Annotated in this window: 19 protein-coding genes and 3 tRNA genes; 6 read left to right on the plus strand and 16 right to left on the minus strand. The window is 65.9% G+C overall.

All coding sequences use genetic code 11. From position 1 onward, the window contains the following. Positions 1 to 78: 78 nt before the first annotated feature. The 8 genes from glyS to NNJEOMEG_RS18455 all read right to left on the minus strand — a co-directional run bounded on the left by glyS (position 79) and on the right by NNJEOMEG_RS18455 (position 10,809). Entirely contained in the window at positions 79 to 2,163 is a 2,085-nt protein-coding gene (gene glyS, locus NNJEOMEG_RS18420) for a glycine--tRNA ligase subunit beta (RefSeq protein ID WP_173086940.1), read from the minus strand. A 12-nt stretch (positions 2,164 to 2,175) separates the two neighbouring features. Beyond that, entirely contained in the window at positions 2,176 to 3,045 is an 870-nt protein-coding gene (glyQ, locus tag NNJEOMEG_RS18425; protein WP_173086941.1) for a glycine--tRNA ligase subunit alpha, read from the minus strand. Positions 3,046 to 3,069: 24 nt separating this feature from the next. Beyond that, positions 3,070 to 3,822, minus strand: coding sequence for a DNA repair protein RecO (recO, locus tag NNJEOMEG_RS18430; protein WP_173086942.1), 753 nt, complete (start codon positions 3,820 to 3,822; stop codon positions 3,070 to 3,072). A gap of 30 nt (positions 3,823 to 3,852) precedes the next feature. After that, complete coding sequence (locus NNJEOMEG_RS18435; protein WP_173086943.1) at positions 3,853 to 4,812, minus strand: helix-turn-helix domain-containing protein; 960 nt, start codon at positions 4,810 to 4,812, stop codon at positions 3,853 to 3,855. Positions 4,813 to 4,837: 25 nt separating this feature from the next. Further along, a complete protein-coding gene (locus NNJEOMEG_RS18440) occupies positions 4,838 to 5,800 on the minus strand; it encodes a SurA N-terminal domain-containing protein (RefSeq protein WP_173086944.1) in 963 nt (320 codons plus the stop codon). A gap of 96 nt (positions 5,801 to 5,896) precedes the next feature. Beyond that, complete coding sequence (locus tag NNJEOMEG_RS21070; RefSeq protein ID WP_268885704.1) at positions 5,897 to 6,814, minus strand: peptidylprolyl isomerase; 918 nt, start codon at positions 6,812 to 6,814, stop codon at positions 5,897 to 5,899. A 2-nt stretch (positions 6,815 to 6,816) separates the two neighbouring features. Beyond that, positions 6,817 to 10,263 carry a transcription-repair coupling factor gene (gene mfd / locus NNJEOMEG_RS18450; RefSeq protein WP_173086946.1) on the minus strand — a complete coding sequence of 1,149 codons (3,447 nt, stop codon included), beginning with the start codon at positions 10,261 to 10,263 and terminating at the stop codon, positions 6,817 to 6,819. Positions 10,264 to 10,332: 69 nt separating this feature from the next. After that, positions 10,333 to 10,809: a chemotaxis protein CheW gene (locus tag NNJEOMEG_RS18455; protein WP_173086947.1), complete on the minus strand. Its 477-nt coding sequence runs from the start codon at positions 10,807 to 10,809 to the stop codon at positions 10,333 to 10,335. Between the two features lie 197 nt (positions 10,810 to 11,006). On the opposite strand from NNJEOMEG_RS18455, the gene NNJEOMEG_RS18460 reads away from it, so the two are divergent. Next, positions 11,007 to 11,228: a hypothetical protein gene (locus NNJEOMEG_RS18460; protein ID WP_173086948.1), complete on the plus strand. Its 222-nt coding sequence runs from the start codon at positions 11,007 to 11,009 to the stop codon at positions 11,226 to 11,228. Positions 11,229 to 11,312: 84 nt separating this feature from the next. Here the strand turns inward: NNJEOMEG_RS18460 and icd are convergent, their stop codons facing one another. Both icd and NNJEOMEG_RS18470 read right to left on the minus strand, forming a co-directional pair. Next, positions 11,313 to 12,461: an NADP-dependent isocitrate dehydrogenase gene (gene icd / locus NNJEOMEG_RS18465; protein ID WP_173086949.1), complete on the minus strand. Its 1,149-nt coding sequence runs from the start codon at positions 12,459 to 12,461 to the stop codon at positions 11,313 to 11,315. Between the two features lie 58 nt (positions 12,462 to 12,519). Then, a complete protein-coding gene (locus NNJEOMEG_RS18470) occupies positions 12,520 to 12,930 on the minus strand; it encodes a gamma-glutamylcyclotransferase family protein (RefSeq protein WP_173086950.1) in 411 nt (136 codons plus the stop codon). An 83-nt stretch (positions 12,931 to 13,013) separates the two neighbouring features. On the opposite strand from NNJEOMEG_RS18470, the gene NNJEOMEG_RS18475 reads away from it, so the two are divergent. Beyond that, a complete protein-coding gene (locus tag NNJEOMEG_RS18475; RefSeq protein ID WP_173086951.1) occupies positions 13,014 to 14,105 on the plus strand; it encodes a hypothetical protein in 1,092 nt (363 codons plus the stop codon). Positions 14,106 to 14,167: 62 nt separating this feature from the next. On the opposite strand, the gene NNJEOMEG_RS18480 is transcribed toward NNJEOMEG_RS18475, so the two are convergent. Then, positions 14,168 to 14,244: transfer RNA gene (locus tag NNJEOMEG_RS18480), tRNA-Asp, on the minus strand. A gap of 224 nt (positions 14,245 to 14,468) precedes the next feature. Between NNJEOMEG_RS18480 and NNJEOMEG_RS18485 the strand changes: the two genes are divergently transcribed. Continuing rightward, entirely contained in the window at positions 14,469 to 14,945 is a 477-nt protein-coding gene (locus NNJEOMEG_RS18485; RefSeq protein ID WP_173086952.1) for a chemotaxis protein CheW, read from the plus strand. 84 nt (positions 14,946 to 15,029) lie between these two features. Here the strand turns inward: NNJEOMEG_RS18485 and NNJEOMEG_RS18490 are convergent. The 5 genes from NNJEOMEG_RS18490 to NNJEOMEG_RS18510 all read right to left on the minus strand — a co-directional run bounded on the left by NNJEOMEG_RS18490 (position 15,030) and on the right by NNJEOMEG_RS18510 (position 20,522). Next, a tRNA-Asp gene (locus NNJEOMEG_RS18490) sits at positions 15,030 to 15,106 on the minus strand. A gap of 626 nt (positions 15,107 to 15,732) precedes the next feature. Next, a complete protein-coding gene (locus NNJEOMEG_RS18495) occupies positions 15,733 to 17,454 on the minus strand; it encodes an alpha/beta hydrolase family protein (protein ID WP_173086953.1) in 1,722 nt (573 codons plus the stop codon). 140 nt (positions 17,455 to 17,594) lie between these two features. Next, on the minus strand, positions 17,595 to 18,722 hold the full coding sequence (locus NNJEOMEG_RS18500; protein ID WP_173086954.1) for a hypothetical protein: 1,128 nt from the start codon (positions 18,720 to 18,722) through the stop codon (positions 17,595 to 17,597). 75 nt (positions 18,723 to 18,797) lie between these two features. Continuing rightward, positions 18,798 to 20,105 carry an alpha/beta hydrolase family protein gene (locus tag NNJEOMEG_RS18505; RefSeq protein ID WP_173086955.1) on the minus strand — a complete coding sequence of 436 codons (1,308 nt, stop codon included), beginning with the start codon at positions 20,103 to 20,105 and terminating at the stop codon, positions 18,798 to 18,800. Positions 20,106 to 20,446: 341 nt separating this feature from the next. Then, positions 20,447 to 20,522 (minus strand) — tRNA-Val (locus NNJEOMEG_RS18510). Between the two features lie 167 nt (positions 20,523 to 20,689). Between NNJEOMEG_RS18510 and NNJEOMEG_RS18515 the strand changes: the two genes are divergently transcribed. Genes NNJEOMEG_RS18515 through NNJEOMEG_RS18525 form a run of 3 tightly spaced genes read left to right on the plus strand, consistent with a single transcriptional unit; the run spans position 20,690 to position 26,100 of the window. Beyond that, the gene (locus NNJEOMEG_RS18515) at positions 20,690 to 21,595 is read left to right on the plus strand and encodes an alpha/beta hydrolase (protein ID WP_173086956.1); all 906 of its coding nucleotides are present in this window, start codon (positions 20,690 to 20,692) and stop codon (positions 21,593 to 21,595) included. A gap of 36 nt (positions 21,596 to 21,631) precedes the next feature. Beyond that, positions 21,632 to 24,700, plus strand: coding sequence for an ATP-binding protein (locus NNJEOMEG_RS18520; protein WP_173086957.1), 3,069 nt, complete (start codon positions 21,632 to 21,634; stop codon positions 24,698 to 24,700). Next, complete coding sequence (locus tag NNJEOMEG_RS18525) at positions 24,700 to 26,100, plus strand: sigma-54-dependent transcriptional regulator (RefSeq protein WP_173086958.1); 1,401 nt, start codon at positions 24,700 to 24,702, stop codon at positions 26,098 to 26,100. The genes NNJEOMEG_RS18520 and NNJEOMEG_RS18525 overlap by 1 nt, the downstream gene beginning before the upstream one ends. Positions 26,101 to 26,427: the final 327 nt, after the last annotated feature.

Genomic DNA, 26,427 nt, shown 5'->3' on the forward strand with positions numbered 1-26,427 from the left:
GACGGATTTAATAGGCCGGAGTGCGACGGGTGTCAAGCATTTCCCGTCGAATTTCCCGGCCGCCGCATACATTTTCCGCTAGACCTGCAGGGCCGAGAAGTCGGCTAGCCTGCCCAGGCGGTCCACCAGGGAGCGCAGGAGGTTGAGCCGAGCGCGCCGCTGGCCCTCGTCCTCGCACATCACCATCACGTTGTCGAAGAAGGCGTCCACGCTGGGGCGCAGCTCTCCCAGGAGCCCGAAGAGGGCGTCGTAATCGTCGTCTGCCCAGAGGGTCTCGAAGCGGGCCGCCGTGGCCTCCAGGGCCTCGGCCAGGGCCAGTTCGGCGGGTTCCACAAGCAGGGACTTGTCCACCTGGCCCGTAAGCTCCATGCTGGAGGCCTGCTTGCGGATGATGTTGGCAGCGCGCTTGAAGGCCAGCACCGCCTGGTCGAAGCCCTGGGACTTGCTGAAGCGCGTCAGGGCCGCCGTGCGGGCCTCCAGGGACCATGGGTCGGTGAAGCCCGCGCCCAGGGCCGCCTCGGCCACCTGGGGCCGCACGCCGCGTCCCAGAAGCCAGGCCTTCAGGCGCGAACCGAAGAACTCCACGAGCTTTGCACGGGCCTCCTCCGGGTCGAGCTTCCAGGTCACCCCTTTGTAGTCCGCGAAGGCGGCCCGGGCCAGTTCGCCCAGGTCCAGGCGCAGGCCGTGCTCCACAAGGATGCGGCACACGCCGAGCGTCTGGCGGCGCAGGGCGTAAGGGTCCGCCGCGCCGGTGGGGATCATGTCCAGGCCGAAGCATCCGGCCAGGGTGTCCATCTTGTCGGCAACGGCCAGGAGCGCGCCGCCCAGGTCGGCGGGCACGGGGCTCTCAGGGCCAAGCGGCAGATACTGCCCGGCCACGGCCTTGGCCACGGCCTCCTTCTCCCCCTTGCGCCGGGCGTAGATGCCGCCCATCACGCCCTGGAGGTCGGCGAACTCGCCCACCATCTCGGAAACCAGGTCGGCCTTGCAGATGCGGCCCGCGCGGGGCAGGCTGGCGGCCATTTCCGGGGCCAGGTGCGCGGCAAGCCAGGCGCAGAGGGTCTCCACGCGACGGCTCTTGGCCCCCATGGAGCCCAGGGGGGCCAGGAAGGTCACGTTTTCGAGCTTGGCGAGCCACGCGTCCAGGCTGGCCTGCAGGTCGGTCTCCCAGAAGAAGCGGGCGTCCTCCAGTCGGGCCTTGAGCACGCGCTCCCAGCCCTTGCGCACCAGGGCCACGTCGGTGGGCTCGATGCCGGAGGTGGTCAGGAAGTGCGGCAGGAGCTTCCCGGAGGCGTCCTCCACGCCGAAGCTCTTCTGGTGGCTCTCCATGCTGGTGAGCAGCACCTCGCGGGGCAGCTCCAGGTAGCGCGGGTCGAAGTTGCCCAGGATCACCAGGGGGCGCTCCACCAGGCCGCAGACCTCTTCCAGCAGGCGCTCGTTGACCACGGGCTTGCCGCCCACGGCCCGGGCGGCCTTCTCGCACTGCTCCAGAATGGAGACGCGCCGGGCCTTGGCGTCCAGAACCACCCTGCCCTTTTCGCCCAGCGTGGAGAAATAGTCGTCCGCGGAGCCCAGTTCCCAGGGGCCCGGGCCCATCACCCGGTGTCCGCGCGTTGCGCGCCCGGAGGCCACCCGCGCCACCTCGAAGGGGACCACCTGGTCGTCGAGCAGGGCCACGATCCAGCGGATGGGCCTGCCGAAGGTGTAGTCGAGGCTGCCCCAGTGCATCTTCTTGGGGAAGTTCAGGGCCTTGAGCGCCGCCGGGCAGATTGCGGGCAACAGGTCCAGGGCCATGGCCCCGCCGGTGGCCTTGCGCACGGCCAGGTACTGCCCCTTGGGGGTGTCCACGGTGAACACGTCGGAGAAATCCGCCCCCTGGCCTTTGGCGAAGCCTAGGGCCGCGGCGGTGGGATTGCCCGAGGCGTCGTAGGAGGCGCGCACGGGGGGGCCGGTGACCACCTCCTCCTCGCGGCGCTGCACGGCCTCCAGTTCCGAGACCAGGGCGGTGAGGCGACGGGGCGTTGCCCAGGTCTCCACCTTTGCAAAGCCGAGCTTGTGCTGTTCCAGGAGTCCGGCCAGGCCCTGGCGCAGCTCGGCGCACAGGGAGGCCAGGAAGCGCGACGGCATTTCCTCGAAGCCGATTTCCAACAGGAAGGATGGCATGTCTTGCGTCCTTTAGCGTTGCAGGAGGGGGTGGCCCATTTCGGCGCGCTGGGCGGCGTAGAGCCTCGCCAGGGCGGAGGCCAGGGCGCGCACGCGGGCGATGTAGCCCGTGCGCTCGGTGATGGAGATGGCCCCCCGGGCCTGGAGCATGTTGAAGGTGTGCGAGCAGCGCAGGCAGTAGTCGTAGGCGGGCCAGGGCAGGCCCAGCTCGCAAAGGCGCTTGCACTCGGCCTCGCAGGAGTTGAAAAAGCCGAGGAGCATGGCGGCGTCGGCGTGCTCGAAGTTGTATTTCGAGTGTTCCACCTCGCCCTGGTGGTGCACCTGGCCGTAGGTCACGGAGTCGTTCCAGGCCAGATCGTAGACGGACTCTTTCTCCTGGAGATACATGGAGATGCGCTCCAGGCCGTAGGTGATTTCCACGGACACGGGCGAGAGTTCGATGCCGCCCACCTGCTGGAAGTAGGTGAACTGCGTGACCTCCATGCCGTTGAGCCACACCTCCCAGCCCAGGCCCGATGCGCCCAGGGTGGGGGATTCCCAGTCGTCCTCGACGAAGCGGATGTCGTGGGCCTCGGGGGGCACGCCCAGGGCGCGCAGGCTCTCCAGGTAGAGATCCTGCACGTTGTCGGGCGAGGGCTTCAGAATCACCTGGAACTGGTAGTAGTGCTGGAGGCGGTTGGGGTTCTCGCCGTAGCGGCCGTCGGTGGGCCTCCGGGAGGGTTCCACGTAGGCCGCGCGCCAGGGCTCGGGGCCGATGCCGCGGAAGAACGTGGAGGGGTTGAAGGTCCCCGCGCCCACTTCCAGGTCGTAGGGCTGGACGATCAGGCATCCCTGCCTGGCCCAATAGGACTGCAGGGTGAGGATGACGTCTTGGAAGTTCATGAAGGCTCCTCTGGGGTTAAGGCGTCAGAAGCGCCTAAACGAGCCGTGGTCCCAGGTCAAGCCCAGGTGGTATTCCACGAAAAGGTCCACGGACCGGGCAACTTCGCCGCGCGCCCGGGCCGGGAGTGACATGTCCGCCCAGCGCGCAGGGCCATGCTCCGACAGGTCGCGCAGGGCCTGAAGGGCCTCGCCGCCCAGGATTGCGGCGGCCCCTTTGCCCCAGCGCCGGCACTGCGAACAGTGGAGCCTGCCCTGCTCCACAAGGAACAGCGAGGGGGGCGGGGCCTGGTCCAGCAGGACGCCGCAGCGGGCGCAGGCGGTGAAATCAGGCCGGAAGCCCTGGTCGAAGGCCATGCGCGCGCGGAAGAAGAGCGGCAGGAGTCCGCAGGGGTTGCCCCCGGCTTCCAGCGTGTCCAGGGTCTCCAGCGTCAGATCGTACACGGCCTCGCTGCCCGGGTGCCCCAGGTGGACGGCCTCCAGAAACTTCAGGCAGTTCACGGCCATGCCCAATCGCTCCTGATCCTGGCGCAAGCGCGGGTGGGCGCGCACGAGCGCCCCTTCCAGCAGATAGGTGTAGCCCTTGGCCGCATCGGACTTCACCTTGAAGGTCACCACGTTGAGCGGGTCCAGGCAGCCCAGGAAACGCCTGCGGCTCACGGACCCCCCGAAGGCGAAGGCATTGAAGACGCCCTTGCGCGGCGAGAACAGCTTGAGCCAGGCGTCCACCTCGCGGAAGCGCCCCACCTTGAGGACCAGGGCTTTTTCGATGGACTCCATGGCTCGCGGCCGCCCGTCAGCCGCCGGGGGCTAGGGGAAGGTGATGGACCGGCCGTCGGCCTTGCCGCCCTCCAGGGGATAGTCCTTGCCGTTGAACTTGATGCCCACGGCCGGGGCCTGCTGGAAGCGCAGGGTGGCCTTGCCGTCGAAGCGCAGCACGAGGCGCTGTCCCTTCACCAGGGTGAAGGCGCGCTTCTGACCGTCCTCAAGGGATGCCTCCAGCACGGCGGCCTGCGTGGCGTTGACCTCCAGCGCCTGCTTGCCCTGGCTGGCGAACTGGGCCTCGGAGGCGAGGGCCTCGGGGCTCACGGCCGTTTCGGCCTGGGCGGGCGGCAGGGGGAAGGGGCGCGCCGGGCCGGAGCCGGTGGCCAGGAGTTCGCGGGGAACCTGGGCGTCCTGGGCCTGGGGCGCGGGGGGGGCCGACGGCGAGGCGGGGGCGGGCTCGGCCTTGGGTTCGGGCTTCGGGGTCGGCTGCGCCGGGGCCGGAGCGGCCGACTGTTGCGGGGCCTGGACCTCGGGCTTGGAGGCGAAGAGGCTTGTGAGGCTATCCAGGGAAAAGCTCGCCCCCATGTTGGAGAAGAAGAAAAACCACACCAACCCGGCGAACACGGCCACCAGGGGCAGGCCCAGCCAGAGGGAGGGCTTGAAGCCGGAAGCTCCGGAGGAGACGTACCCGGACTTGCGCTCCTTGATGGGCTGGGGGCTCTCGCGGTACTCCGCGCCCGGCCCGCTCTGGAGCTGGTCTTCGTCCACGGCGTAGTGCCTGGAGAGCACCTCGCCCATCGCCTCGGGGTCAAGGCCCAGCAACCGGGCGTAGTTTTTCACGAAACCCTTTGCGTAGACCGGATGGGGCAGGTCCTTGGTAAGCCCCGATTCGATCGCGACAAGGTATTTCTTGCTGATTTTGATTTCGGCGGCCGCCTTTTCCAGGCTCAACTCACGCCTTTCACGCTCCTGACGGAGCAGCGCGCCCATTTCCTCGAGGGTCATCACGCGTCCTTGATTACTTTCTGGCTCACAGGTTGATCTTGATGACCGACTTCGCCCGGAGCTTGTCCATGTAGTCGGTGAACTGCTTCTCTAGCTTTTCCTTGTAGAGTCGATCCTGGATCTCGTCGCGCACGGACTCGTACGAGGGGCCGCCCGAGGCCTGCGCGGCGGCAGCCGGCGCGTCGGGAGCGGCCATGGTGAGCAGCACCGGCTTGCCGTCGAGCATCACCGGCTCGCTCACGCCGCCCTGAGGCACGTTCCTGATCGCCTGAGCCAGTTCCGGGGCGAGGTCCTTCAGGTCCACCTTGCCCAGGTCGCCGCCCTGCTCCGCGCCGGGGCCGATGGAAAACTTGCGCGCGGCATCAGCGAAGGAAATCTGCCCGGAGACGATGCGCTGGCGCAGGGCCTTGGCCTCCTCCGGCTTGGCGAGCATGATGAGCCCGATGCGCTGCCCCGTCTGGACGCGCAGGCCGGACTTGTTCTGCTCGAAATAGGCGCGGATCTCCTCGTCGGTGACCACCACCTTGCGCTGGACCATGTAGCCCAGCAATTGTTTCTTGAGGATGTCGCGCTTGATGGCGTCGGCGAATTGTTTGCGGGTCATTCCTTCGAGCCGCAGCTGCTGGACGAACTGGGCCTCGGAAAGCCCGCCCTTCTCACGCAGTTCCCTGATGCGCGTCTCCACCTCGGCGTCGCTGATGTTCACCTTGAGCCGGACCGCCTCCTGCTTGAGCAGGATGTCCTCGATCATGGCCTTGAGCATGCGCTCCTGGAGTTCGCGGAGGATGGGGTCGGAAGGGTTGAACGGTTTGCGTTCCACCTGGGTGACGTAGTTCTTCACGCGCTCGTTGAGATCGAACAGGGTGATCATCTCGCCGTTGACCTGGGCGACGATCTTGTCCACCACCTGCTGCTGCGCGGCAGATGCGGGACTGGCCAGATACAGCGAAAGGACGGCGGCAAGGAATAGGCGGGAAACGACGGGCAAGGGCATCCTCCACGGAGGCAGATTGGCGAATGGGGCCGTGCGGCCTTCGGCTGGGACCTTGTATGCGCTTTTGGGAAGGCTTGCAACGAATCTGCGTCAACGTCCCGCGGACGCCGTAAGGCCGGGATTGATCTGGATCACCGAGGTGTTCAGGGCCTGGGTCAGCCAACGGGTGAACTCCTCGGAGAGTTTGGCCTCGGCAAGACGCTTCTCCACAAGTCCGTAGACCTGCACCAGCCCCTCCGCGCGGGCCTCGCCGCGCTCCAGCACCACGAAGGCCTCCCAACCGATGCCGCCCTGGACGGGCGACCCCGCCTCGCCGGGTTTGAGTCTGGCCAGGGCCTCGCGCCACTTGGCGGGCAAAGCCGTTTCCTCCAGCGCCTGGGACTGCACGTGTACCTCGTCGAAGACGCCCAGCACCCCGGCCGGGTCCGCTGCGCCGCGCGCCGACTCCAGGGCCGAGCGCAACGCTTCGGGAGTCTTCGATTCCACCCGCACGAACTTCACCCACGCGGGCTGCACGAACTCCTGGCTGGCGCTCTTATAGTAGGCCTGCACCTCTTCGGGGGCAAGGCTCACGCGCGGCCGGAGCACCCGCTGCGCCAGGGCGTCCAGGGCCAGGCGGCCGCGCAGGCGCTCGCGCCACGAGGCGAGGTCTATGCCCTCTTCGGTCAGGGCTTCCTCGAAGGCGTTGCCCGGATAGCCCGATCGCACGGCCGTCTCGGCCGTGACCAACTCCGCCTCGGTGATCTCCAGGCCGCGCCTCGTCAGCTCCTGGTGGGCCAGCTCCTCCACCACCAGCAGGGCCAGGGCCCGGCCATACTCCGCCGAGAGGCTTTCCAGGGCCTTGCCGGTTTCCAGGGGGGGCGAATAGGGGCTCAGGCCGTGTACGAACTCCACCGTGCGCACCATGATGGGGCGTCCGTTCACCCGGGCGGCCACGCCCTGGTCCCTGGGCTCGGGCTGACAGGCGGCGGCAAGGAGCAGCGCGGCGGCCAGCAGGAGGAAACGCATGCTCACGGCAGAAGGCCCGCCAGATCCTGGGCGGCTCGCTCCAGGGCGCGGCGCGTGGGGAGCGCCTGATCGAGGCGCAGTTCCAGCTTCGCAGGGGGGAAAAGCTTCGCCTCGGCCGGGCGGGCGGCGATCCAGGCAAGGAGGGCCTGGGGGTCCACGGCCTGGGATTTCTCGTCCCAGGTGAGGGCCACCTTGGCGGCGTGCACGTCGGCGCGGCGCACGCCCAGGCGGGTGAGCACGCGTTTGAGCCCCAGCACGGCCGCGAAGTTCTCCAGTTCCTCGGGGGCATGGCCGAAACGGTCGCGCACGCCGGCCATCACCTCGGCCAGCCCGGCCTCGCCCTGGGCGGCCGTGAGGTTCTTGTAGAGCCGCAGGCGCTCGCGGGGATCGGGCACGTAGGTCTCGGGGATGCGAGCGGGGATGGAAAGGTTGAGCTCCGTCTCCACTTCCTCACGGGCCGGTTCGCCCTTGACCCGGCGGACCTCCTCGTCAAGCATCTCCAGGAAGAGGTCCAGGCCGATGCGCGCGATCTGGCCCGACTGGGCCTCGCCCAGGATGTTGCCCGCCCCGCGCAGGCGCAAATCCTCCATGGCGATCTGAAAGCCCGCGCCCAAGTAGTCCATGTCCAGGATCACCTGGAGTCGCTTGCGGGCCAGCTCGGGCACGTGGTCCAGGGAGGAGACCACGAAATAGGCGTAGGCCTGGCGTTCGGAGCGCCCCACGCGCCCGCGCAGCTGGTAGAGCTGGCCCAGGCCGAACATGTGGGCGTTGTCCACCACCAGGGTGTTGGCCCGGGGGAAGTCCAGGCCGGATTCCACGATGGCCGTGCACACCAGCACGTCGATCTCGCCGTGCCAGAAGCCGTGCATGGCCTCTTCAAGGTCCTTCTCGGCCATCTGGCCGTGGGCCATGCCGATGCGCGCGCCAGGGGCCAGCTTGCGCACCAGATCGGCTGCCTGGGGCAGGCTCTGCACCCGGTTGTGCACCCAGAACACCTGCCCTCCCCGCTCCAGCTCACGGGCCAGGATGTTGGCCAGCATGCGTTCGTCGCGGTCCACCAGAGCGGTCTCCACGGGCTTGCGGTCCGCCGGGGGCGTTTCCATCACGGAGAGGCCGCGCAGCCCCGAGAGCGAGAGCTGCAGCGTGCGCGGGATGGGCGTGGCCGTGAGCGTCAGCGCGTCCACGTTGCGCTTGAGAAGTTTGAGCTTCTCCTTGTGCTTCACCCCGAAGCGCTGCTCTTCGTCCAGAATGATCAGGCCCAGGCGGGGGAAGCTCACGTCCTTGGAGAGCATGCGGTGCGTGCCGATGAGGATGTCCAGCTCGCCCTTGGCCGCGGCCTCGGTGACCATCCTGGCCCGCTTGGGCGGCACGAAGCGCGAGAGCATGCCGATCTGCACCGGAAAACCCTCGAGACGTTTGGAGAAGTTCTGGTAATGTTGTTCGGCCAGCACCGTGGTGGGGCACAGAAGCGCCACCTGCTTGCCGTCCAGCACGGCGCGGAAGGCGGCGCGCATGGCCACCTCGGTCTTGCCGAAGCCCACGTCGCCGCAGACGAGGCGGTCCATGGGCTCGGGGCGCTCCATGTCCTCCAGCACCTCGGCGATGGCGCGGTCCTGGTCGGGGGTCTCCTCGAAGCCGAAGGTGGCCTCGAATTCCCAGTAGAGCTCGTCCACGGGGCCGTAGGCGTAGCCCTTGGCCACGCGGCGGTAGGCGTACATCTCCACCAGATCCTGGGCGATGCGCTCGATGGCCTTGCGCGCCTTCTCCCGGCTGGATTTCCAGCGCGTGCCGCCCAGGCGGTCCAGGGAGGGATCGGCCCCCTCGGGCCCCTTGTAGCGCTGCACCAGGTTCAAGCGGTCCACCGGCAGGTAAAGGCGGTCGTCGCCGTCGAAGACCAGCAGGAGGTAGTCGTTGGCGGCCTGATCCACCGAGAGCCTCGAGAGGCCTTCGAAGCGGGCCAGGCCGTAGTCGCGGTGCACCAGGAGGTCGCCCGGGTTCACGTCGTCGAAGGCGGCCAGACCCTTGAAGCCCTTCTCGGGACGGGAGCGCGCCTGACGTTCCGCCCCGGGCTGGAGCACGTCCTCGGGCAGCACGAGGCAGTTGCACCAGGAGAGCTCCATGCCCCGGCGCAGCGGCGAGACCAGCGCGTGGAGCCCGGGCTTGCCCGGCGCGGGCTGCTCCAGGGAGAGGGCCACGCCCTCGTGCTCGCAAAGCTTGAGGAACTTGCGCCGCGACTGCCGCGAATGGAACGACAGGAGTACCTGGCGGCGCTCCTCCTCCCAGCGGCGCAGGCCCGCCACCAGGGTGGACCAGGGCCTGCGGGCCTCGTCGGGACGCCAGAAGAGGTCCTGGAAATTCTCGATCTTGCGCTCGGGCAGGTCCACCCCGTGCTTTTCGTGGCCGATCACCAGATCCTCGAAGACCAGCTGGGACTTGTCGCGCCAGGTGCGCCGGGCCATGGCCTCGGGCCAGAGCAACTGATGGCGCGGCCAGGGGAAGCCTTGCTGCTGGGAGGTCTTCTCCAGGGTGGTCACCCAGCCGAACTCCTGCTCCTCCAGGCGGGGGCGCAGATTGGAGGACTGGGCCAGCACGTAGACGGCGTTCCCGGGCAGCCACGCCTCCAGGGGCACGGGTTGGTCGTAGAAGAGGCCGGGAAAGATGGTCCCATCGCCCTGGAGGAGCATTTCCTCCATGCGGGCCTGGGCGGCGCGGCCCAGTTCGCCGGTCTGGGCCAGCCTGGCCCAGTTTTCCCGGGCGCGCGTCACGAAGGGCTCGGCCAGGATGGCAGGGGCCACGGGCAGGATCACCGCGCGCTGGGCCGGGGCGAGCGAACGCTGGGAGTTGGCGTCGAAGGCGCGCAGGCTCTCCAGGGTGTCTCCGAAAAATTCCAGGCGCAGGGGGTGTTCGTGCCCGGGAGGGTAGATGTCCAGGAGGTCGCCGCGCAGGGCCATCTCGCCGGGCTGGGAGACCATGCCCACCCGGCGGTAGCCCCAGGCCGCGGCCTGTTCCAGCACCATGTCCGGCGCGAGTTCCTCCCCGGCGCGCACCTCCAGCACGGAGTGCTCCAGGGCCTGGCGCGGCGGCCATTTGGGCAGCAGGTTCTCCACGCTCAGGCAGAGCACCTTGGGCGTGACGGTGTTGGCCGCCGCATGGAGGAAGGCCCAGCGCCTGGCCCAGGAGGCCAGGCCCGGCGGACCTGGCACGTAGGACGGCAGCGCGGCCCAGGGGCGCTCGTCCAGGGGCTCGCCCCCCGGCGGGAAGTGCAGGGCGAGAAGGGCCGTCAGCTGGGCCAGGTCGGCCGCTCCGGGGGCCACGAGCACCACGGACCGGCCCTTGTGGACCAGTTCACGGCACAGGGCGACGACGGACCCCGGTCCGCTCTTGTAGATGCTGACCGTCTGGGACTTGCCGGAAAGAAGGGCGCCGAGAGGACTGTCTGGATGGGCCATGGGCCTTGCGCGCGAAAGCCGCCGGACCCGTGAGGGACCGGCGGCGCAGCATGTTCGGGGTCGAAAGGCCTAGACGCCTATGAGGTTTTCGCGTTCCTCGTGGGAGAGGAGCTTGTCCAGGTCGAGCAGGATGAGCAGCCGGTCCTCCAGCTTGCCCACGCCGCTGATGTATTCGCTTTCCAGGCCGGAGACCACGGGCGGCGGCGGCTCCACCGTGCTGGAGGGAATGCGCAGCACCTCGGAGACCGAGTCCACCACGAAGCCAACGATCATGTTGTTGATTTCGATCACGATGATGCGCGTGTGCTTGTCGTGCCCCCGCGAGGAGAGTCCGAAGCGCCTGCGCAGATCGATGATGGGAATCACCTTGCCGCGCAGGTTGATCACCCCTTCCACGAACTCGGGAGCGCGCGGGACCTTGGTGATCTCCATCATGCGGATGATTTCCTGGACCTTGAGGATGTCCACGCCGAATTCTTCTTCGCCGATGGAAAACGTCACCAGCTGCATGAGTTCGGCGTCCTGCTTTTTCTGAGCCTCGTCCATCCTGGTTCCTCCGGGTATGGGCACTGGCGGCACCGCAAAACGCGGATGCCCGCAAGCTCTTCGTGTAGCTCCAAAAACGCCCCCTGGCAACCCCGGACCAGGACAGCCGCGCGCGGGGCAATGACGAAGCTTGCAAAAAAACGCCGCTCGTTTAAGGATGAAGCGCCGGAAACGTCCGGCGGAGGCATTTTCCGACCATGGGACAGCACTACCCCGAGAACGATCCCTACCCGCTCGAGGACCAGGTGAAGAACCTGGCCGACGACGAACTGCTCGACTTCTGGGAAGAAGCGCAGTTCATCGAGGGCGGCCCTTCCGAAAACGCCTGGAACGCCCTCCCGGCTTCGCTGGACTACGAGCGCATCATCCTCCAGGAACTCATGCTGCGCTCCTGCATGCGCGGAGTCGGCCCGCGCTGACCCGCCCTCCCCTGAAAGCCAGGGGCGGCGGAGCCATCCGGCCCCGCCGCCCTTTCATTTCGTTTCCGACCCGAAGCTGAAGCCCTAAAAGTTCTTCTGGAGCAGTTCGCCGAAGGCCTTGCAGCCCACGGTGGTGGAGCCCGGGATCTGGGAGGCCAGGTCCACGGTGACGGTCTTGGCGCTGATCACCTTGTCCATGGCGTCGTGGATGAGCTTGGCGGCCTCGAACCAGCCCACGTGCTCCAGGAGCATGGCCCCGCAGAGCACCAGGGAGCCGGGATTGGCCTTGTCCATGCCCGCGATGGTGGGCGCGGTGCCGTGGGTGGCCTCGAAGAAGGCCAGGCTGGCGCTCATGTTCACGCCAGGGGCCAGGCCGAGGCCTCCCACCTGGGCGGCCAGGGCGTCGGAGATGTAGTCGCCGTTCAAGTTCGTGGTGGCGATCACCGAATACTGCTCGGGGCGGATGAGCACTTCCTGGAACATGGCGTCGGCGATGCGGTCCTTGATCACCACGGGCTTGGTCCCGCCTTCCTTGGCCTGCTGCTCGGTCATCACCTGGTCGGCGAACTCCTCGGCGGCCAGTTCGTAGCCCCAGGCGCGGAAGCCGCCCTCGGTGAACTTCATGATGTTGCCCTTGTGCACCAGGGTGACGTTGGGCTTGCCCTGGCTCACGGCGTGCTCGATGGCCTTGCGGACAAGGCGCTTGGAGCCAGCGGGGGTCATGGGCTTGATGCCGATGCCGGCCGTGGCGTCCACCTTTTTGCCCATGGACTCCAGGAATTCGATGAGGCGTTTGGCCTCGGGGGTTCCGGAGGCCCATTCGATGCCCGCGTAGACGTCTTCGGTGTTTTCGCGGAAGACGATCATGTCCACCAGGTCGGGGCGCTTCACGGGGCTCTCGATGCCCTGGAAGTATTTGATGGGCCGGATGCAGGCGTAGAGGTCCAGCACCTGGCGCATGGTCACGTTGAGGCTGCGGATGCCGCCGCCCACGGGGGTGCCCAGGGGGCCTTTCATGGCCAGCTCGGCCTTGGCCAGGGCGTCCAGGGTCTCCTGGGGCAGGTAATTGCCGGTTTCCTTGAAGGCTTTCTCGCCGGCAAGCAGCTCGTGCCACGAAAGCTTGCGGGAATCGCCGTAGGCCTTGGCCACGGCGGCGTCGATGACGGGACGCGCGGCGGCGAAGACCTCAGGCCCGATGCCGTCGCCGACGATATACTCGATGGTCTTGTTCATGAAGCGCTCCTGGACGATCTTTGTGAACAAAAGCGCTTAAAGGCCGTGGGCGGCCCTGTCAACCGCCGGGGCGCGACAGCCAGTCGCCGCCGGGCACGGGCTCGGCCAGGGGCGAGCCGTAATGGATGTAGGTCCAGCAGGGGATCTGAACCCTTTGGTCCATGCGGACGGGGACGATCTCCCGGCGGTAGCCCTCCGCGCGGCCGGTATGGCCCTCCAGGGCGTCCAGGGCGCGGACCGCGCGCGCGGAACGGATGAGGAACACGTCGCCCCGGATGCGGTCCCGGGCGGGCTCGCGCAGCACGTAAGGGAACCCCGCCGCGAGCATGGAGAAGCGCTCCACGGTGAGCCCGCCGCCCACATGGATCACGCCGGGGCGGCCGTCCAGAAAGACGGCGTGGTTGCGCTGCCCGGGGCGCAGCGTGCCGTAGAAGAAGAAGTGGCGCACCACAAAAGTAAGCCTATGCATATCAATAATCGCATCCAATGCACAATAAAGTTGACGGTTTCAGCAAAAAAAATAGCATCATGAAAACGGCACAGGAGGGAGCTATGCTGGAACTTTTCAGAAAACTCTACGTAAGTTTTGATAAGTACAGAAAAACATACAAAGACAGATACCTTGCCTACCTCAGTATATATGTCGGAATTATTGGCATAGGCATCTCACTCATCCTGTTTGCATTCGACACAAAGTCCATAAACGCAATATTTGCCTTTCAAAACGCAGCAATCGTGTGTTGCTCAATATTTATTATAATATATCTCATTAGAAGACACAATATATTCACAACACAACTACACTCACTTGTAAAGTTTTCAAGATTTATATGCAACGTAAACAACAGCATCATCAACAAGAAAAACAGTTTTCGTTTCAAGACAAATCGCGACAACGACGCATTATACAGCAATATGAAAGATATTTTCAAGAAAGTAACAGACGATCTGCGCATTGAATTACTGTCATACTACGAATCCATCGGAAAAAACCGAGACAATGACCTGAGCGTAGCCATCAGACTAATTTGCAAAAGAAGCGACATTCAACACTTCATCGACAACTGTGACAACGAAAACAACTACCCTATCAAAAACTTCTGCGTCAATCCAAAAGCAGATCTTGTTATCGCAACATGCTGGAGAGATTGGTATACATTCAAAGAGCTAAACAGATCAAAAATAACAATATACGACATCGACCAAAACACACCATACTGGTCTATCATAAAAACACAGTCACCATATTCTTGTATTTACAGATGCAACGACATCGCCGCTACAGACGCATCGTTTTTGTGTCAGAACGAAAACTGGAGGAAACATTACAACGCGACGCTTGTAGCCCCAATCAAGTACCCACCTTTCTACCTGAAACCGGGAGAGATCCCGCACAGCAACCACCTGGGGTTTATCACGGTCGACAGTAAAAACGCCGGAAAGTACGACCTCTTCGACGACGAGATCGCTCAAAACCTTCTTAGATTCGTCGCAGGTGAGATGCTAGATACCATCATCGCGTATACGAAACTAAGTCAAACAAAGACGCCGGTTGATTTTGTGGGTAGCCTAGTCTCGGACATCATCGAAACGCGCGCCAAACAGGAAGGACAAGACTTCGAAGCCCAGGACAACGCCTCATAGCAGCGAGCAAATACAAGAAACTAAAGGAAAAGGCCCGAATTTCTTCGGGCCTTTTCCTTTAGTGGCGCGAGGGACGGGACTTGAACCCGCGACCTCCGACGTGACAGGCCGGCGTTCTAACCAACTGAACTACCCCCGCGCTTGCCGGTGCGGTTTCCCGCACCGGGAAGAGCCTTCTATAAGCCCCGGCAAAAAAGGTCAAGCACTCTTTCGCCCTGACCCGAAAAAAAACGTCTGCCGCGCCGGACGAGACGAGCGCGGAATTTTCGCTGGAAATCGGCGCAAAATTCACGCATTCAGGAAAAGGACCCGGTATGCTCCCGGGCGTACACAGGCCCTCGACGTCAACCCAGAGGTCACGCAATGGACATCGACAGCCAGAAGAAAGACGGTTCCCTGCTCCAGTTGGTCACCTTCACCATCTCCAACGAGGAGTTCGGCATCGACATCCTCAAGGTGCAGGAGATCATCCGCACCATGGAGATCACCAAGGTGCCCCGCGCCCCGGATTTCGTGGAAGGGGTGATCAACCTGCGCGGCAAGGTGATACCCATCATCGACCTGCGCAAGCGCTTTTCCATGGAGTCTCGCAAGCACGACAAACAGACCCGTATCGTCGTGGTGGACTTAAACGCCATGATCGTGGGCTTCGTGGTGGACGGAGTCTCCGAGGTGCTGCGCATCCAGTCCAACACGGTGGAGCCGCCCCCGGCCGTGGTCTCGGGCGTGGACTCCGAGTACATTTCCGGCGTGGGCAAGCTCGACGACCGCCTGCTCATCCTCATCGACCTGGACAAGCTCCTCACCTTCGAAGAGCAGCAGAGCCTCGCCGGGGGCTGATCTTGAAACGTCACTAGAAACGCGAAAGGGGCCCGGATCGACGATCCAGGCCCCTTTTCGTGGTCTTGCGACCTTGGTTTCTAGTGGCGCGAGGGACGGGACTTGAACCCGCGACCTCCGACGTGACAGGCCGGCGTTCTAACCAACTGAACTACCCCCGCGCGTGCGTTTCACGCCTGTGCCGCACCGTTGTCTTGCGACGTGTTCGTGGTGTGGCGTTGCTCATCTGCATGAGCACCCAGCCCGGCAACAAAACATCGTCTATGAGATGCGTTGCGCCTGCAAGGCGACTGACCGGCGTTCGACGGCGACCGACTCTTTAGGCCAATCGTCCGACCCTGTCAACATTTCCGTGGACATTTCCTCCCAAAATCACCCCCGAAGAACGTTCTGGAATCCGCGAAAACGATCCGACGTCGAATGAATGCGTCGCAACGCAGACCATCGCCGCCGACAAGGACGATCAACGCATCGCTTGCGCCATACGTCGCCATCAGGGGTTCCGGAGCATGCTGCGATAAACGTGCTGCGTTCATTCTTCAGTGTGCTTGAAACAGAATGAAGACGTTCTCCATTACAAGGAGCCCCATTCGCACTCTCCACAGGGAACGGTCGAGGCTCGCAGCGTCCGCACGAAAGGCGAGCCCCGGACGCCTCCTTGCCAGCGCGGGAAACGGCTAGGACCGCCCGCCCCGGAAAATCTTGGCGTCCGGGACCCTCAGCGCCAGGCCATCACGGCGTTACGGCGCACGCAACGCCCGGTCAACCCGGGCGTCACGCGCCGTCGTTACTGCCTGGGCCTGGCCCGCTCGTCCAGCCAGTCCAGGATGCGCTCGCTGGACGCCAGGGGTGCGCCCAACTGGCAGTGGAACTGCGTGCCCCTGGACGCGTCGAACTCCATGTATGTTTTCTTGGCCTTCACTCCGTTGAAGAACAGCTTGGACTGGGCATTGGAGGCGGCCACCTGGTCCTCGCTGGAGTTGACCACCAGCATCTCCGTCTCGATCTTGCCCATGGTGTCCGCCTGGTTGAACCGCTTGAGCTTGGAGAACAACGCGCTCGGGGTTTTGGCCTCGAAGGTCCAGAGCATCTGGCTGATGAACTGGTTCAGCTCCGGGTGCCTGGCCATCTCCTGGGCGACGATCTCGTCCACCCTGGCCGCCTGGGCCGGAACGTCCACGCCCTTCTGCACTTCGGCCGGGAATTTGGTCATCACGCCCTCGAAGGGGCTCACCACCCCGCCGTCGGCGATGCCCCACTGGATGCGCTTCTCGAAGGCCAGGGCGCGCGGCACGAGGTAGCCGCCCATGGAGTAGCCGATGATGGCCATGCGCCTGGGGTCCACGCCCGGCAGGGTCATGGCGAAGTCCACCACGGGGGTTACCACCTTCTCCCAGTCGGAGCGGAAGGGCAGGTTCTGCTTGACGATCATCTCGCCCTGCCCTGGGCCTTCGTAGATCAGGCAGGCGTAGCCGCGCTTCACGGCATGGGCGGCGAGGATGAAGTAGAGGTCCTCGGCGGTGCCGTCCAGGCCGGTCTGGATGAGCAGCAGCGGGCGCTTGCGGTTCGTGTTGTCCGGGGTCACCAGGTAGCCCGGCAGGGTGGTTTTCTCGTAGGGGATGCGCACGGGCCTGATGCGCCCTTCGGAGAGTTGGGCCGCCTTGAGGAACGTGTCGCGTCCGTCCTGCCAGGCCGTCGCGCCGCGCGGGTCGCTGCCGAAGAGGTAGATCGAGCTGGCCCGGAAGTATTCCGTGGCCCGGAAATACTGCTGCATGGCGCTTACGGCGTGCCCGGCGGCGGCGTCCCGGTCCGCGGCGTCGCGCACCCGGCGGGCCATGGCGTTCCAGGCCTGGTACCAGCTCTCTTTGTCGTAGTCCTTCACCTGGCTGGTGATGGTGAGCATCTCGCCCAGATCCGCCCCGCCCGCCGCGATGAGCCCCGCCCTCCAGAGGCACTGGAACACGAAAGCGCCGTCGTTGAAGAGGAATCTGCCCATGGCCCGGTCGGCCATGTCCCGCAAGGGCTTCTCGGGCTTGCCGCGGTAGTTGTCCCAGCGGGAGACTTCGCCGCTGATGTACACCTGTCCCTGCAAGGGGAAGTGGGTGTGGACGAAGACCCATTTCTTGTCCAGGCCGGTGTTCTTGGAGAGCGAGTCCGCCAGGGCGGACATCATGGCGCCCACCTGCTCGTCGGTGAAGAACCCGGGCACGTAGAGGTCCACGAAAAGGGGTTTGTCCTTGGCGGGCTGGCCCATGGCGTGCACGGCGTCGAAGGTCTGCCAGTAGTAGGTGACGAACTCCTCGCCCAGTCCCGTGGCCTTGGAGACTTCCCGGCTCACGGCGGCCAGCACGGCGGGAACGTCGAGGCCGGATTTGGGATAGGTGATGCGCACCATGGGGTCGGCCGGATCGATGCCGCCACTGGCGGCGGCGTCGGCCGCGGGGCAGGACAAGACGGCCAGCACGACGAACAGCGACGCGAGGACGTGTCTCGGGGTAACGGGCGTCATTGGCGGAATACCTCCTGGGAACGGTTTCCCGCGCATGCGGGAGGGCGGACGTTTCGGCCCCTGGCGGGACTGGCCCGCGCCGCGTCCGCCGGTCGCCGGAGAGCGGCCGGGGACGCGCGCGGCGCGGGCTCTTTCGGGCCTTATTGCACCGGGATGGTCAGCTGCGGGGGCAGGGAAATGCCCTTCTCCTCCATGAGCGTGAAGGCCAGCATCAGGAAGGAGAACACCCGTTTGGTGGAGAGGTCGTGGTCGTCCACCCAGAACCAGTGCCCCCGGTAATGGATGGCCGCGAAGGCGTCGAAGGGTTTGGCCATGCCGCTCTTCACGGTCACAGGGTTCATGACGGCCGCTCCCGGGGCGTCCGCCGCCGCGGGCAGGGCACGCTGGGTGGCGATGTCCTCCACTGGGATGTCCGCGCGGGCGGCCACGGCGGCCATGATCTGCATGAGCGAGAAGGCCTGGATGGCGATCTGGCGACGGTTCTGGACTTCGGGTTCTCCGGTCACCTCGTATTCGTGGACCGCCGGGTCGAGGTCCAGGATCGTACGCAGTTCGGAGACGAGCGCGGCCACTTCCTGTGAGGGCTTCCTGCCGCCCAGCACCAGGTAGAGCCGCCCCTCCGCGCCGCCCTGACCGGGCTCCACCCGCACGCGCAGGGCGTTCTCCGTCTGCAGGAGGGCGAGTATCTCCACGGCGCGCCGGAAGCCCTCGTGCGCGGACGCGGTTCCGGTGGCCGTGAGCGAGGCGTTGCGCAGGCCGTTGACGGAACGGATGCCCAAGTTGAACAGGAACTGGGCCGACATGCCCGTGTCCAGCCCAGCCATGACGTTGCGCACCGGCAGGGCGGACATCACCCCCCTGCGGAAGGGCGTGCCGGTCATGGGCTTGTAGGTGATGGTGGGGCGGTCGGTGTAGCGGGCGCTCAGGCCGAACTCCAGCCTGCCGAAGTTGCCCAGCACGGGGTTGTTGTTGGTGGTGATCTGGGTGGGGCCGTCGTAGAAGGAGCGGGAAAAGCCCGCGTTGCCCCCGGACTCCACCGTGTAGCCCGCCACGATGTCGCCAACCTCCATGAAGAAGATGGGCTCCGCGTAGCGGATCTTCACGATGTTCATGAGGATCTGGCGCTTCCAGGACTCGGTGAACGAGGCGTTGTAGTCGGTGCGGTCGGTGAGCATCCGGCCAGGCCCGATGGAGGAGCATCCGGCCAGGACGGACAACGCGGCCAACAGTGCGAACAAGGCTGGATTGCCGCGTGAAACCATCTTCATGAGCACATCCTCCCGGTGTCGGTGGAAAGGGCGGCGCGCCCTCTACCAAGGGTGCGCCGTCCGGTTTGGTCCCATCTACTTCTTGAACACGCCGTCGAGCCAGTCGAACACCACCTGGCCCACCAGGCTGCGGTTCTCCATGACGCAATGGTTGGAAGCGCCCTCGCTCAGCGGCGTGACCACAAAGCTTTTCAGGGGGTTGGGCAGGCCGTCGATGCAGATTTTCTGCTGGCGCTTGGTCTCGTCCCCGCTGTATTCGCCCTCACCCACCACCACCAGGGCGGGGATGGTCACCTGGGCGGGGTCGAAGCTGAAGCCCGTGTTGGCCTCCACCAGGCCGGGGATGTTGTCGAAGGGCACGCCCCAGCGCCAGGCCACCATCTTCACGGTGTTGCCGTGGAAGCTCGTGAAGCCGGCCACCTTCTCGGGCGTGGCGGTGACCACCGGGGTCATGCTGGCGAAAAGGGGCCTGGCGTCCACCACGCAGGCGTTCATGACCACGGCCTTGATGCGCTTGTCGTGCTGGGCGGCCTGGGGGGCGAAGCCGCCGCCGCCGGAGATGCCGTAGACGGCCAGGCGGGAGCGGTCCACGTCCTTGCGGGTCATCAGGTAGTCAACGGCCTTCTTCACGGCCAGGTGCATCTCGGGCCGGAAGACCTTGCCCTCCAGGGGCATGATGCCCTGGCCGGGCAGGTCCAGGGTCATGAAGTTGTAGCCGCGCTCGATGGCCTGGGGCATGATGTAGAAGATCAGGTCTTCGGCGAAGGTCTCGCCGCCGCCCAGCATGAGCAGGGTCTTGCGGGGCTTGTCGTCCTTGGCGGCCTTGCGGAAGTAGCCCGGCAGCACCGTGCCCTCGAAGGGCAGCTCCACGTATTCCATGGGAGGATCGATGAGCGCCGCCGCCTGTTTCATGTTCTCGCGGGCCTTGACCGCCGTGGGCTTCAGGCGCGGATCGTCGGCCATCATGGCCAGGGTGCCGAAGCGGTAGTAGTTGGAGGCGCGCAGGAACTGGTCGCGGGCGCTCACCGTGTGGCCGGCCGCAAGGGATTTCTGTCCCCTGGCCTCGACCAGGCCCGCCATCTGGATCCACTGTTCCTGCCAGCTGGCGGCGTCGCCGTCCTTGATCTTGGCGGCCACGGCGAAGGCCTCGCCCGTCTCGGCCCCGCCGTTGCCGGTGGAGCCCAACACGAGCGAGCCGAAGGTGAAGTCCATGTCCGGGTCCTGGAAGTGGTAGCGCACGTAGGGGGCGTGCATGTCGAATTCCTTGGCCGGGGCCTTGGTCGCATCCGCCGTGGCGACGCCGCGGGTCCGTTCGGCGGTGCAGGAGAGGATAAGGCCCGACAGCAACACGACGCCAGCCAGCCACACGCGAGTTCCGCTCATGGTTCGATCCTTCCCGGTTGTGCGTTTCAGGCCGGGGGGGGTGAGAAGGGCCGACAGGCCGCTCGTCCGCCCTCGGGGCATGATCGATTCTGCTAGCATGTCCACGCTAACAAAAACCTTACAGGATCGCGCTGGCGAAATTTTCGCCCCGAAAAATTCCGTGCGGGCAGGCGCGGTTGCGTGTCGCAGGGAAAGGCTTCGTTGCGGCCAGCCTCCCCGCCGCGTCGTGCGGGGACAGGGACCCGTCATGGTCCACGGCCGGGCCGGGAAGGCCGCGCGGCGTGCAAAAAAAAAAGCAGCAATACCCCACTTCGGACGGATATTGCTGCATCGGATGCGCGTGGTAGGCGGAACAGGGCTCGAACCTGTGACCCCCGGCTTGTAAGGCCGGTGCTCTTCCAGCTGAGCTACCCGCCCACTTGGCAAAAAAGTTTTATTATATATCATGGCAGGAAGCGTCAAGCCTCATGCGGGGAGCGTTCCAGGACGCCCCAAGCCGCCACGCCCCCCTTGCGCCGCGCCACGCCGTGCCGTATCGCCTCTTCAAGAGACAGCCGACCGGCCCGGCGTCCCGGGAGCGCCCCATGTTCGTCACCGCCTTGTCCATCCTCCTGATCCTGGCGGCCTGCATCGCAGGCCTGACCTACGCCGTCTATTGGCACGAAGCCCGCCGCGAGCCCCATCCCGCCCTTCTGGAGTCGATGCGCTGCAACGGCGGGCTCCTGCGTTGCGCGGCCATGGGCTTCTTCTCCAGTTTCGCCAGCGTGCTCACCGTGATCCTGGCCAATCCCCTCGCCCTGGCGCGGGGCCTCTGGCGGCCCGCCCCGGACCCGGGGTGCGCCCGGCCGCCGGTGCTCCTGGTGCACGGACTCTACCACAACGCCTCGGCCTGGTGGCTCTACCGCCTTCTCTTGCGCCGCCGTGGATACGTCAACGTCTTCGCCTGGGACTACGACACCCTGGGCGGCGACTTCGAAGACCTGGCGCAAAGGCTCAGCGCTGCGGTGCGCGAGCTTTCCGCGCGATGCGGCGGCGAGCGCGTGGTGCTGGTGGGCCACAGCCTGGGAGGGCTGCTTACGCGCGCCGTGCTGGCGGATCCGGCAGCCGTGGCGTGCGTGCGCGCGGCCGTGGTGCTTGGCGTGCCCAACCGGGGGAGCGTGCTCGCGGCCCTGGCCGTGGGCTCGCTGGGACGCAGCCTGCGTCCCGACGGCAGGACAACCCGATGCGCGGACGCCCTGAACGCCCCTCTGGAACTGCCCAAGCTCAACGTCTATTCGCCCCTGGACAACATGGTGGTGCCCACCAGCTCCCTGGAAATTCCCGAGCCCGGCTGGACCCAGCGCCGCACCGCGCCCATCGGCCACGCCGGGATGCTCTACCACACGCCCACAGCGCGCATGGTCCTGGATTTCCTGGAAGCCCACGCCGGGAATTGCGAGAGGAAACGCCCGGGCGCCGCGCGGCTTGAAGAGCGCGACGCCATGGTCTAGAAGGAGTTGGCCCGGACGCCGTCCGGCCCCACGACCATGCCATCCGCAAGCCCCCAATCCAGGCCATACCCGGCCTTTCGCTGGCCCGCCAGAGTTCTCGCGGTTCTCCTCACCGTTCTGGCCTGCCTCGGCTGGGCCGGCGTCTCCCTGGCCCAGCCCGACATCAACAAGAAGAAAATCCTCTACCTCAATTCCTACCACAACGGATACGCCTGGTCCGACCAGATCCTGCAAGGCCTGCGCGACGCGCTGGACAAGTCCACCCTGCCCTACGACCTGCAGATCGAATACATGGACTCCAAGCGCTTCTACGGCACGAGCATGAGCGACACCCTGGCCACCCTCTACCGGGAGAAATACCAGGGCGTCACCTTCGATGTGCTCATCGCCTCCGACGACAACGCCTACCAGTTCCTCCTGGAGCACCAGCCCTCGCTCTTCCCCGAAACCCCCGTGGTGTTCTGCGGCGTCAACGACTACGATCCGGCCACCCTGCGCGGCCACTCCAACTTCACCGGCGTGGTGGAGACCACCGACATCAGCGCGAACCTCCAGCTGGCCCACCGCCTGAGCCCGGAGATCACCCGGGTGATCGTGGTGTCGGACATGTCGCTCACGGGCCAGGCCATCCGCAAGCAGGTGCAGCGCGCCGCCGCCCGCGTGAGCAAGCTCTTCGCCTTCGAATACTGGGAAGTGCACACCCTGCCGGAACTCCTGGAAAAGACCGACGCCCTCTCCCCTTCGGACATGATCTTCCTCATTCCCATCTACCTGGGTTCGGGCAAGCAGGTGTTCTCGGTGGAAGAGGTCTGCGAGATCGTCTCGCGGCGCTCGCCCGTGCCCATCTACAGCGCCTGGCAGTTCATGCTGGGCCACGGCATCGTGGGCGGCAAGCTGCACTCGGGCCAGGGCGAGGGGCAGATCGCGGGAAACATGGCCCTGCGCATCCTCTCGGGGGAATCTCCCGCCAACATACCCGTCGTGGACAAGTTCGACGACCCCTACCTCTTCGACTACCTGGCCCTCAAACGCTTCAAGATTCCAGAGGACGCCCTGCCCCTGGGCTCCACACTGATCAACGAACCCCTCACCTTCTACACCATCAACAAGCAGGTGGTGTGGGTTGGCCTGGTGGGCTTTTTCCTGCTGGTGTTCATCCTGGTGCTGCTCATCACGTCCATCGTGCAGAAGCGGTCGGTTGAACTCCAGATCAAGAACCAGCTCTCGTTTCTGCACATCCTCATGGACACCATCCCCCTGCCACTCTCCTATAAGGGCGTGGACGGCAGCTTCCTTGGCTGCAACCTGGCCTTCGAGAAGTGGTTCGGCGTGGCCCGGGGCGACCTGCTCAAGAACCTCCAGCACCCCCTCGCCCGCAGGCATGACGCCGCCGAGCGCCACCTCCTGCGCGTGCCCGGCGTGCTGAGCTACGAAACCGACATGCAGGACTCCGCGGGGGCAACCCACGGCGTCATCGTGAGCAAGGCCACCTACCTTTCGGCCAAGGGCGAGGTGGCGGGCGTGGTGGAGGCCATCCAGGACATCACCCTGCGACGCGAGGCGGAAAAGGCCCTGCGCCGCTCCCAGGCCATGCTGCGCACCGTGCTCGACAACATCCCCCAGCTTGTCTACTGGAAGGATCGCGACCTCAACTTCATGGGCGTGAACCGCTCCTTCGTGGACTTCTTCGGCCTGGACAACGCCCAGTCCATCGTGGGCCGCCGCGTGGGGGCCATCATGCCCCTCGAAGCCTCCGATTCCGCCGAGAAGGTCAACCGGCGCGTGCTGGCCTCGGGGCATTCGGTGCACCGCCGCGAGTGGACCATCGAACTGCCCGGCCGCGACCCCGTCACCCTGGAGATGACCGTCGTGCCCCTGCACGACGAAACCGGCGAGATCATGGGCATCCTGGGCACCGCCGAGGACGTGACCGCCAAGCTCTCCCTGGAGCGCCAGCTGCTCCAGTCTCAGAAGATGGAGGCCATCGGCGCGCTGGCCGGGGGCATCGCCCACGACTTCAACAACATCCTCACCTCCATCATCAACTCCACCGAACTGGCCCTCATGGACCTGGCGGAAGACTCCGAAACCGCCCAGGACATGGAGCGATCCCTCAAGGCGGCCCGGCGCGGCTCGCGGCTTGTGCAACAGATCCTGGCCTTCAGCCGCCCCTCCCAGCAGGGCTTCGCCCCCACCGACATGGCCGAGGTGGTCCACGAGGCCCTGGCCATCTTCGCCGCCACACTGCCGCGCAACATCACCCTCTCCGAGAACATCCAGGTCAACCCCGCCATCGCCTTCGCCGACCCAACCCAGGTGCACCAGATCGTCATGAACATCTGCGCCAACGCCTTCCAGGCCATGCGCGACACCGGCGGACATCTCGCCCTGGAACTCGTGGAAGCCGACCTGGACGAGACGCACGCCGAGATGGTCAACGTCCAGCCCGGCCGCTACCTGCGCCTGGCCGTCTCGGATTCGGGACCGGGCATTCCCCCGGACATCATGGACCGCATCTTCGACCCCTTCTTCACCACCAAGGCCAAGGGCGAAGGCACGGGGCTCGGCCTGGCCGTGGTGCACGGCATCGTCAAGTCTCACAGGGGCGGCCTGCGCGTGGCCAGCCAGCCCGGCAAGGGCACCACGTTCGAGATCTACCTGCCCAAGCAGGGCGATTTCGACGCAAGCTTCCCCCGCGCGCTCATAGCCGCCAAGGCCGCCGCGCGCCGTGGCGACGAGCGCATCCTTTTCGTGGAGGACGACGCCGACCAGCTCACCGTGATCCCCCGCGTGCTGAGCCTGCTGGGCTACGAGGTCACCGCCGTGAGCGGCGCGCAGGAGGCCCTGGACGCCGTGACGGCCCTGCCCGGCGCGTTCGACGTGGTGGTCACCGATTTCGACATGCCCGCCCTCTCCGGCGTGGAACTGGCCCAGCGCATCGAGGACATCGCCCCCAACCTGCCCGTGATCCTCGTCTCCGGCAGGCGCAGCGCCTTGACGGCCGCCCAGCACGCGGGCAACATCCGCACCGTTTTGCTCAAACCCTACAACGGCGAGGAGCTGGCCGGCGCCATCGGCCTGCTCCTGGACGAGAACCAAGCCTGATGTCCACCATCCTCGTCATCGACGACGACCCCGAAATCCGGGGCACCTTCCAAAGCCTCTCCCGCCGCATGCGCTTCGATTTCCTGGGAGCGGGAACCCTGGCCGAAGGCCTGGCCCTCCTGCGCACCAGCCAGGTGGACGTGGTGCTCCTGGACATTCGCCTGCCCGACGGCAACGGCCTGGAAGCACTCCCCGCCGTGCGCCGGGGCGACAACCCTCCCGAGGTGATCATCCTCACGGGACTGGGCGACCCCGACGGCGCCGAAGTGGCCATCTCCGGCGGCGCCTGGGACTATCTGGTGAAGCCCGCGCCCATCAAACAGACCATGCTCTCGCTCACCAGGGCGCTCAAGTACCACAAGGAGAAGGAGCAGGCCGGGGCCACCGTGGCCCTGCGCCGCGAAGGCGTGGTGGGCTCGAGCCCGCGCATGGAGGCCTGCCTGGACCAGGTGGCCCAGGCGTCCCGCCTCACCGGGCCGGTGCTCGTCACGGGCGAGACGGGCACGGGCAAGGAACTCATGGCCCGCACCGTGCACGCCAACTCCATGCGCTCCTCCGGCGAGTTCGTGGCGGTGGACTGCGCCTCGCTCACCGAAACGCTTCTGGAGAGCACGCTGTTCGGCCACCGCAAAGGCTCCTTCACCGGCGCGGACCAGGACCGGCCAGGCCTGGTGAAGCTGGCCGACGGCGGCACCCTTTTCCTGGACGAGGTGGGCGAAATGCCCATGACCATCCAGAAGGCCTTTCTGCGCGTGCTCCAGGAGAAGCGCTTCCGCCCCGTGGGCGCGAGCGTGGAGATCCAGAGCGACTTCCGGCTCATCGCCGCCACCAACCGTGACCTGGAGGAAATGGCCGCCAGGGGCGAGTTCCGCCAGGACCTGCTCTTCAGGCTCAAGACCTTCGTCATCGCCCTGCCGCCCCTGCGTGAGCGGCGCGAGGACATCAAGAGCCTGGCCGCCTCGCACCTCACGGACCTCTGCGAGCGCTACGGCCTGCCCACCAAGGGCATGGGCACCGATTTCTCGGACATGCTCATGGCCTACTCCTGGCCCGGCAACGTGCGCGAACTCTTCGGCGTGATGGAGCGCTCCCTGGCCTCCGCCGGGAACGAGCCCACCCTCTACGCCAAGCACCTGCCCGTGGAGGTGCGCCTGCACGTGATGAAGGCCAACATGGAGCGCGTGCGCCCCGCCGAGCCCGCCGCTCCCCTGCCTGGCCCCGTGGGGCTCTGCGCGGGAATGCTCACAACGCTCAAGGCCTTCAAGGAAGCCAAGGAGCGCGAATACCTGGACGCCCTCCTCTTCCAGTGCGGGAAGGACCTCCAGGCCATGCTGGACACCTCGGGCCTTTCGCGTTCGCACTTCTACGCGCTTCTCAAGAAGCACAACATGACCCTCTAGCGGCCGGATGGCAGATACGCGCGATGGCCTCCAGAAGCCGCCGCCGCGCCGACAGCCTTCCCGAAGCGGTCGGGAAGTACGGGGGGCGAAGCCTCCGCCCGCCGCGCTCCGTGCCGTCCGTTCGCCCACGTTCCCTGCCGTCCGACCGCCCGCACCGATCCTTCGAGACCTCTCGCCGCCGCGCTGCATGGCGGGATTCCGCATGAGAGACGCCCGGCCGACGGGGATTCCTCCCTACCGGCCCGACGTCCGATCCTGCTGGAACGCGCAACGACTCGCGGTTGAACCCGTGCCAAGCAGGCGCGGCCCAAAGGCCCCAAGGGTCTG

This window comes from Fundidesulfovibrio magnetotacticus, from assembly GCF_013019105.1.
Taxonomy (GTDB): domain Bacteria; phylum Desulfobacterota; class Desulfovibrionia; order Desulfovibrionales; family Desulfovibrionaceae; genus Fundidesulfovibrio; species Fundidesulfovibrio magnetotacticus.

Bases quoted from the DNA above. Each gene is read 5' to 3' on its own strand.
- glyS (WP_173086940.1), bottom strand. From the start codon at position 2,163: ATGCCATCCTTCCTGTTGGAAATCGGCTTCGAGGAAATGCCGTCGCGC.
- glyQ (WP_173086941.1), bottom strand. From the start codon at position 3,045: ATGAACTTCCAAGACGTCATCCTCACCCTGCAGTCCTATTGGGCCAGG.
- recO (WP_173086942.1), bottom strand. From the start codon at position 3,822: ATGGAGTCCATCGAAAAAGCCCTGGTCCTCAAGGTGGGGCGCTTCCGC.
- NNJEOMEG_RS18435 (WP_173086943.1), bottom strand. From the start codon at position 4,812: ATGACCCTCGAGGAAATGGGCGCGCTGCTCCGTCAGGAGCGTGAAAGG.
- NNJEOMEG_RS21070 (WP_268885704.1), bottom strand. From the start codon at position 6,814: ATGCGTTTCCTCCTGCTGGCCGCCGCGCTGCTCCTTGCCGCCGCCTGT.
- mfd (WP_173086946.1), bottom strand. From the start codon at position 10,263: ATGGCCCATCCAGACAGTCCTCTCGGCGCCCTTCTTTCCGGCAAGTCC.
- NNJEOMEG_RS18455 (WP_173086947.1), bottom strand. From the start codon at position 10,809: ATGGACGAGGCTCAGAAAAAGCAGGACGCCGAACTCATGCAGCTGGTG.
- NNJEOMEG_RS18460 (WP_173086948.1), top strand. From the start codon at position 11,007: ATGGGACAGCACTACCCCGAGAACGATCCCTACCCGCTCGAGGACCAG.
- icd (WP_173086949.1), bottom strand. From the start codon at position 12,461: ATGAACAAGACCATCGAGTATATCGTCGGCGACGGCATCGGGCCTGAG.
- NNJEOMEG_RS18470 (WP_173086950.1), bottom strand. From the start codon at position 12,930: ATGCATAGGCTTACTTTTGTGGTGCGCCACTTCTTCTTCTACGGCACG.
- NNJEOMEG_RS18475 (WP_173086951.1), top strand. From the start codon at position 13,014: ATGCTGGAACTTTTCAGAAAACTCTACGTAAGTTTTGATAAGTACAGA.
- NNJEOMEG_RS18485 (WP_173086952.1), top strand. From the start codon at position 14,469: ATGGACATCGACAGCCAGAAGAAAGACGGTTCCCTGCTCCAGTTGGTC.
- NNJEOMEG_RS18495 (WP_173086953.1), bottom strand. From the start codon at position 17,454: ATGACGCCCGTTACCCCGAGACACGTCCTCGCGTCGCTGTTCGTCGTG.
- NNJEOMEG_RS18500 (WP_173086954.1), bottom strand. From the start codon at position 18,722: ATGAAGATGGTTTCACGCGGCAATCCAGCCTTGTTCGCACTGTTGGCC.
- NNJEOMEG_RS18505 (WP_173086955.1), bottom strand. From the start codon at position 20,105: ATGAGCGGAACTCGCGTGTGGCTGGCTGGCGTCGTGTTGCTGTCGGGC.
- NNJEOMEG_RS18515 (WP_173086956.1), top strand. From the start codon at position 20,690: ATGTTCGTCACCGCCTTGTCCATCCTCCTGATCCTGGCGGCCTGCATC.
- NNJEOMEG_RS18520 (WP_173086957.1), top strand. From the start codon at position 21,632: ATGCCATCCGCAAGCCCCCAATCCAGGCCATACCCGGCCTTTCGCTGG.
- NNJEOMEG_RS18525 (WP_173086958.1), top strand. From the start codon at position 24,700: ATGTCCACCATCCTCGTCATCGACGACGACCCCGAAATCCGGGGCACC.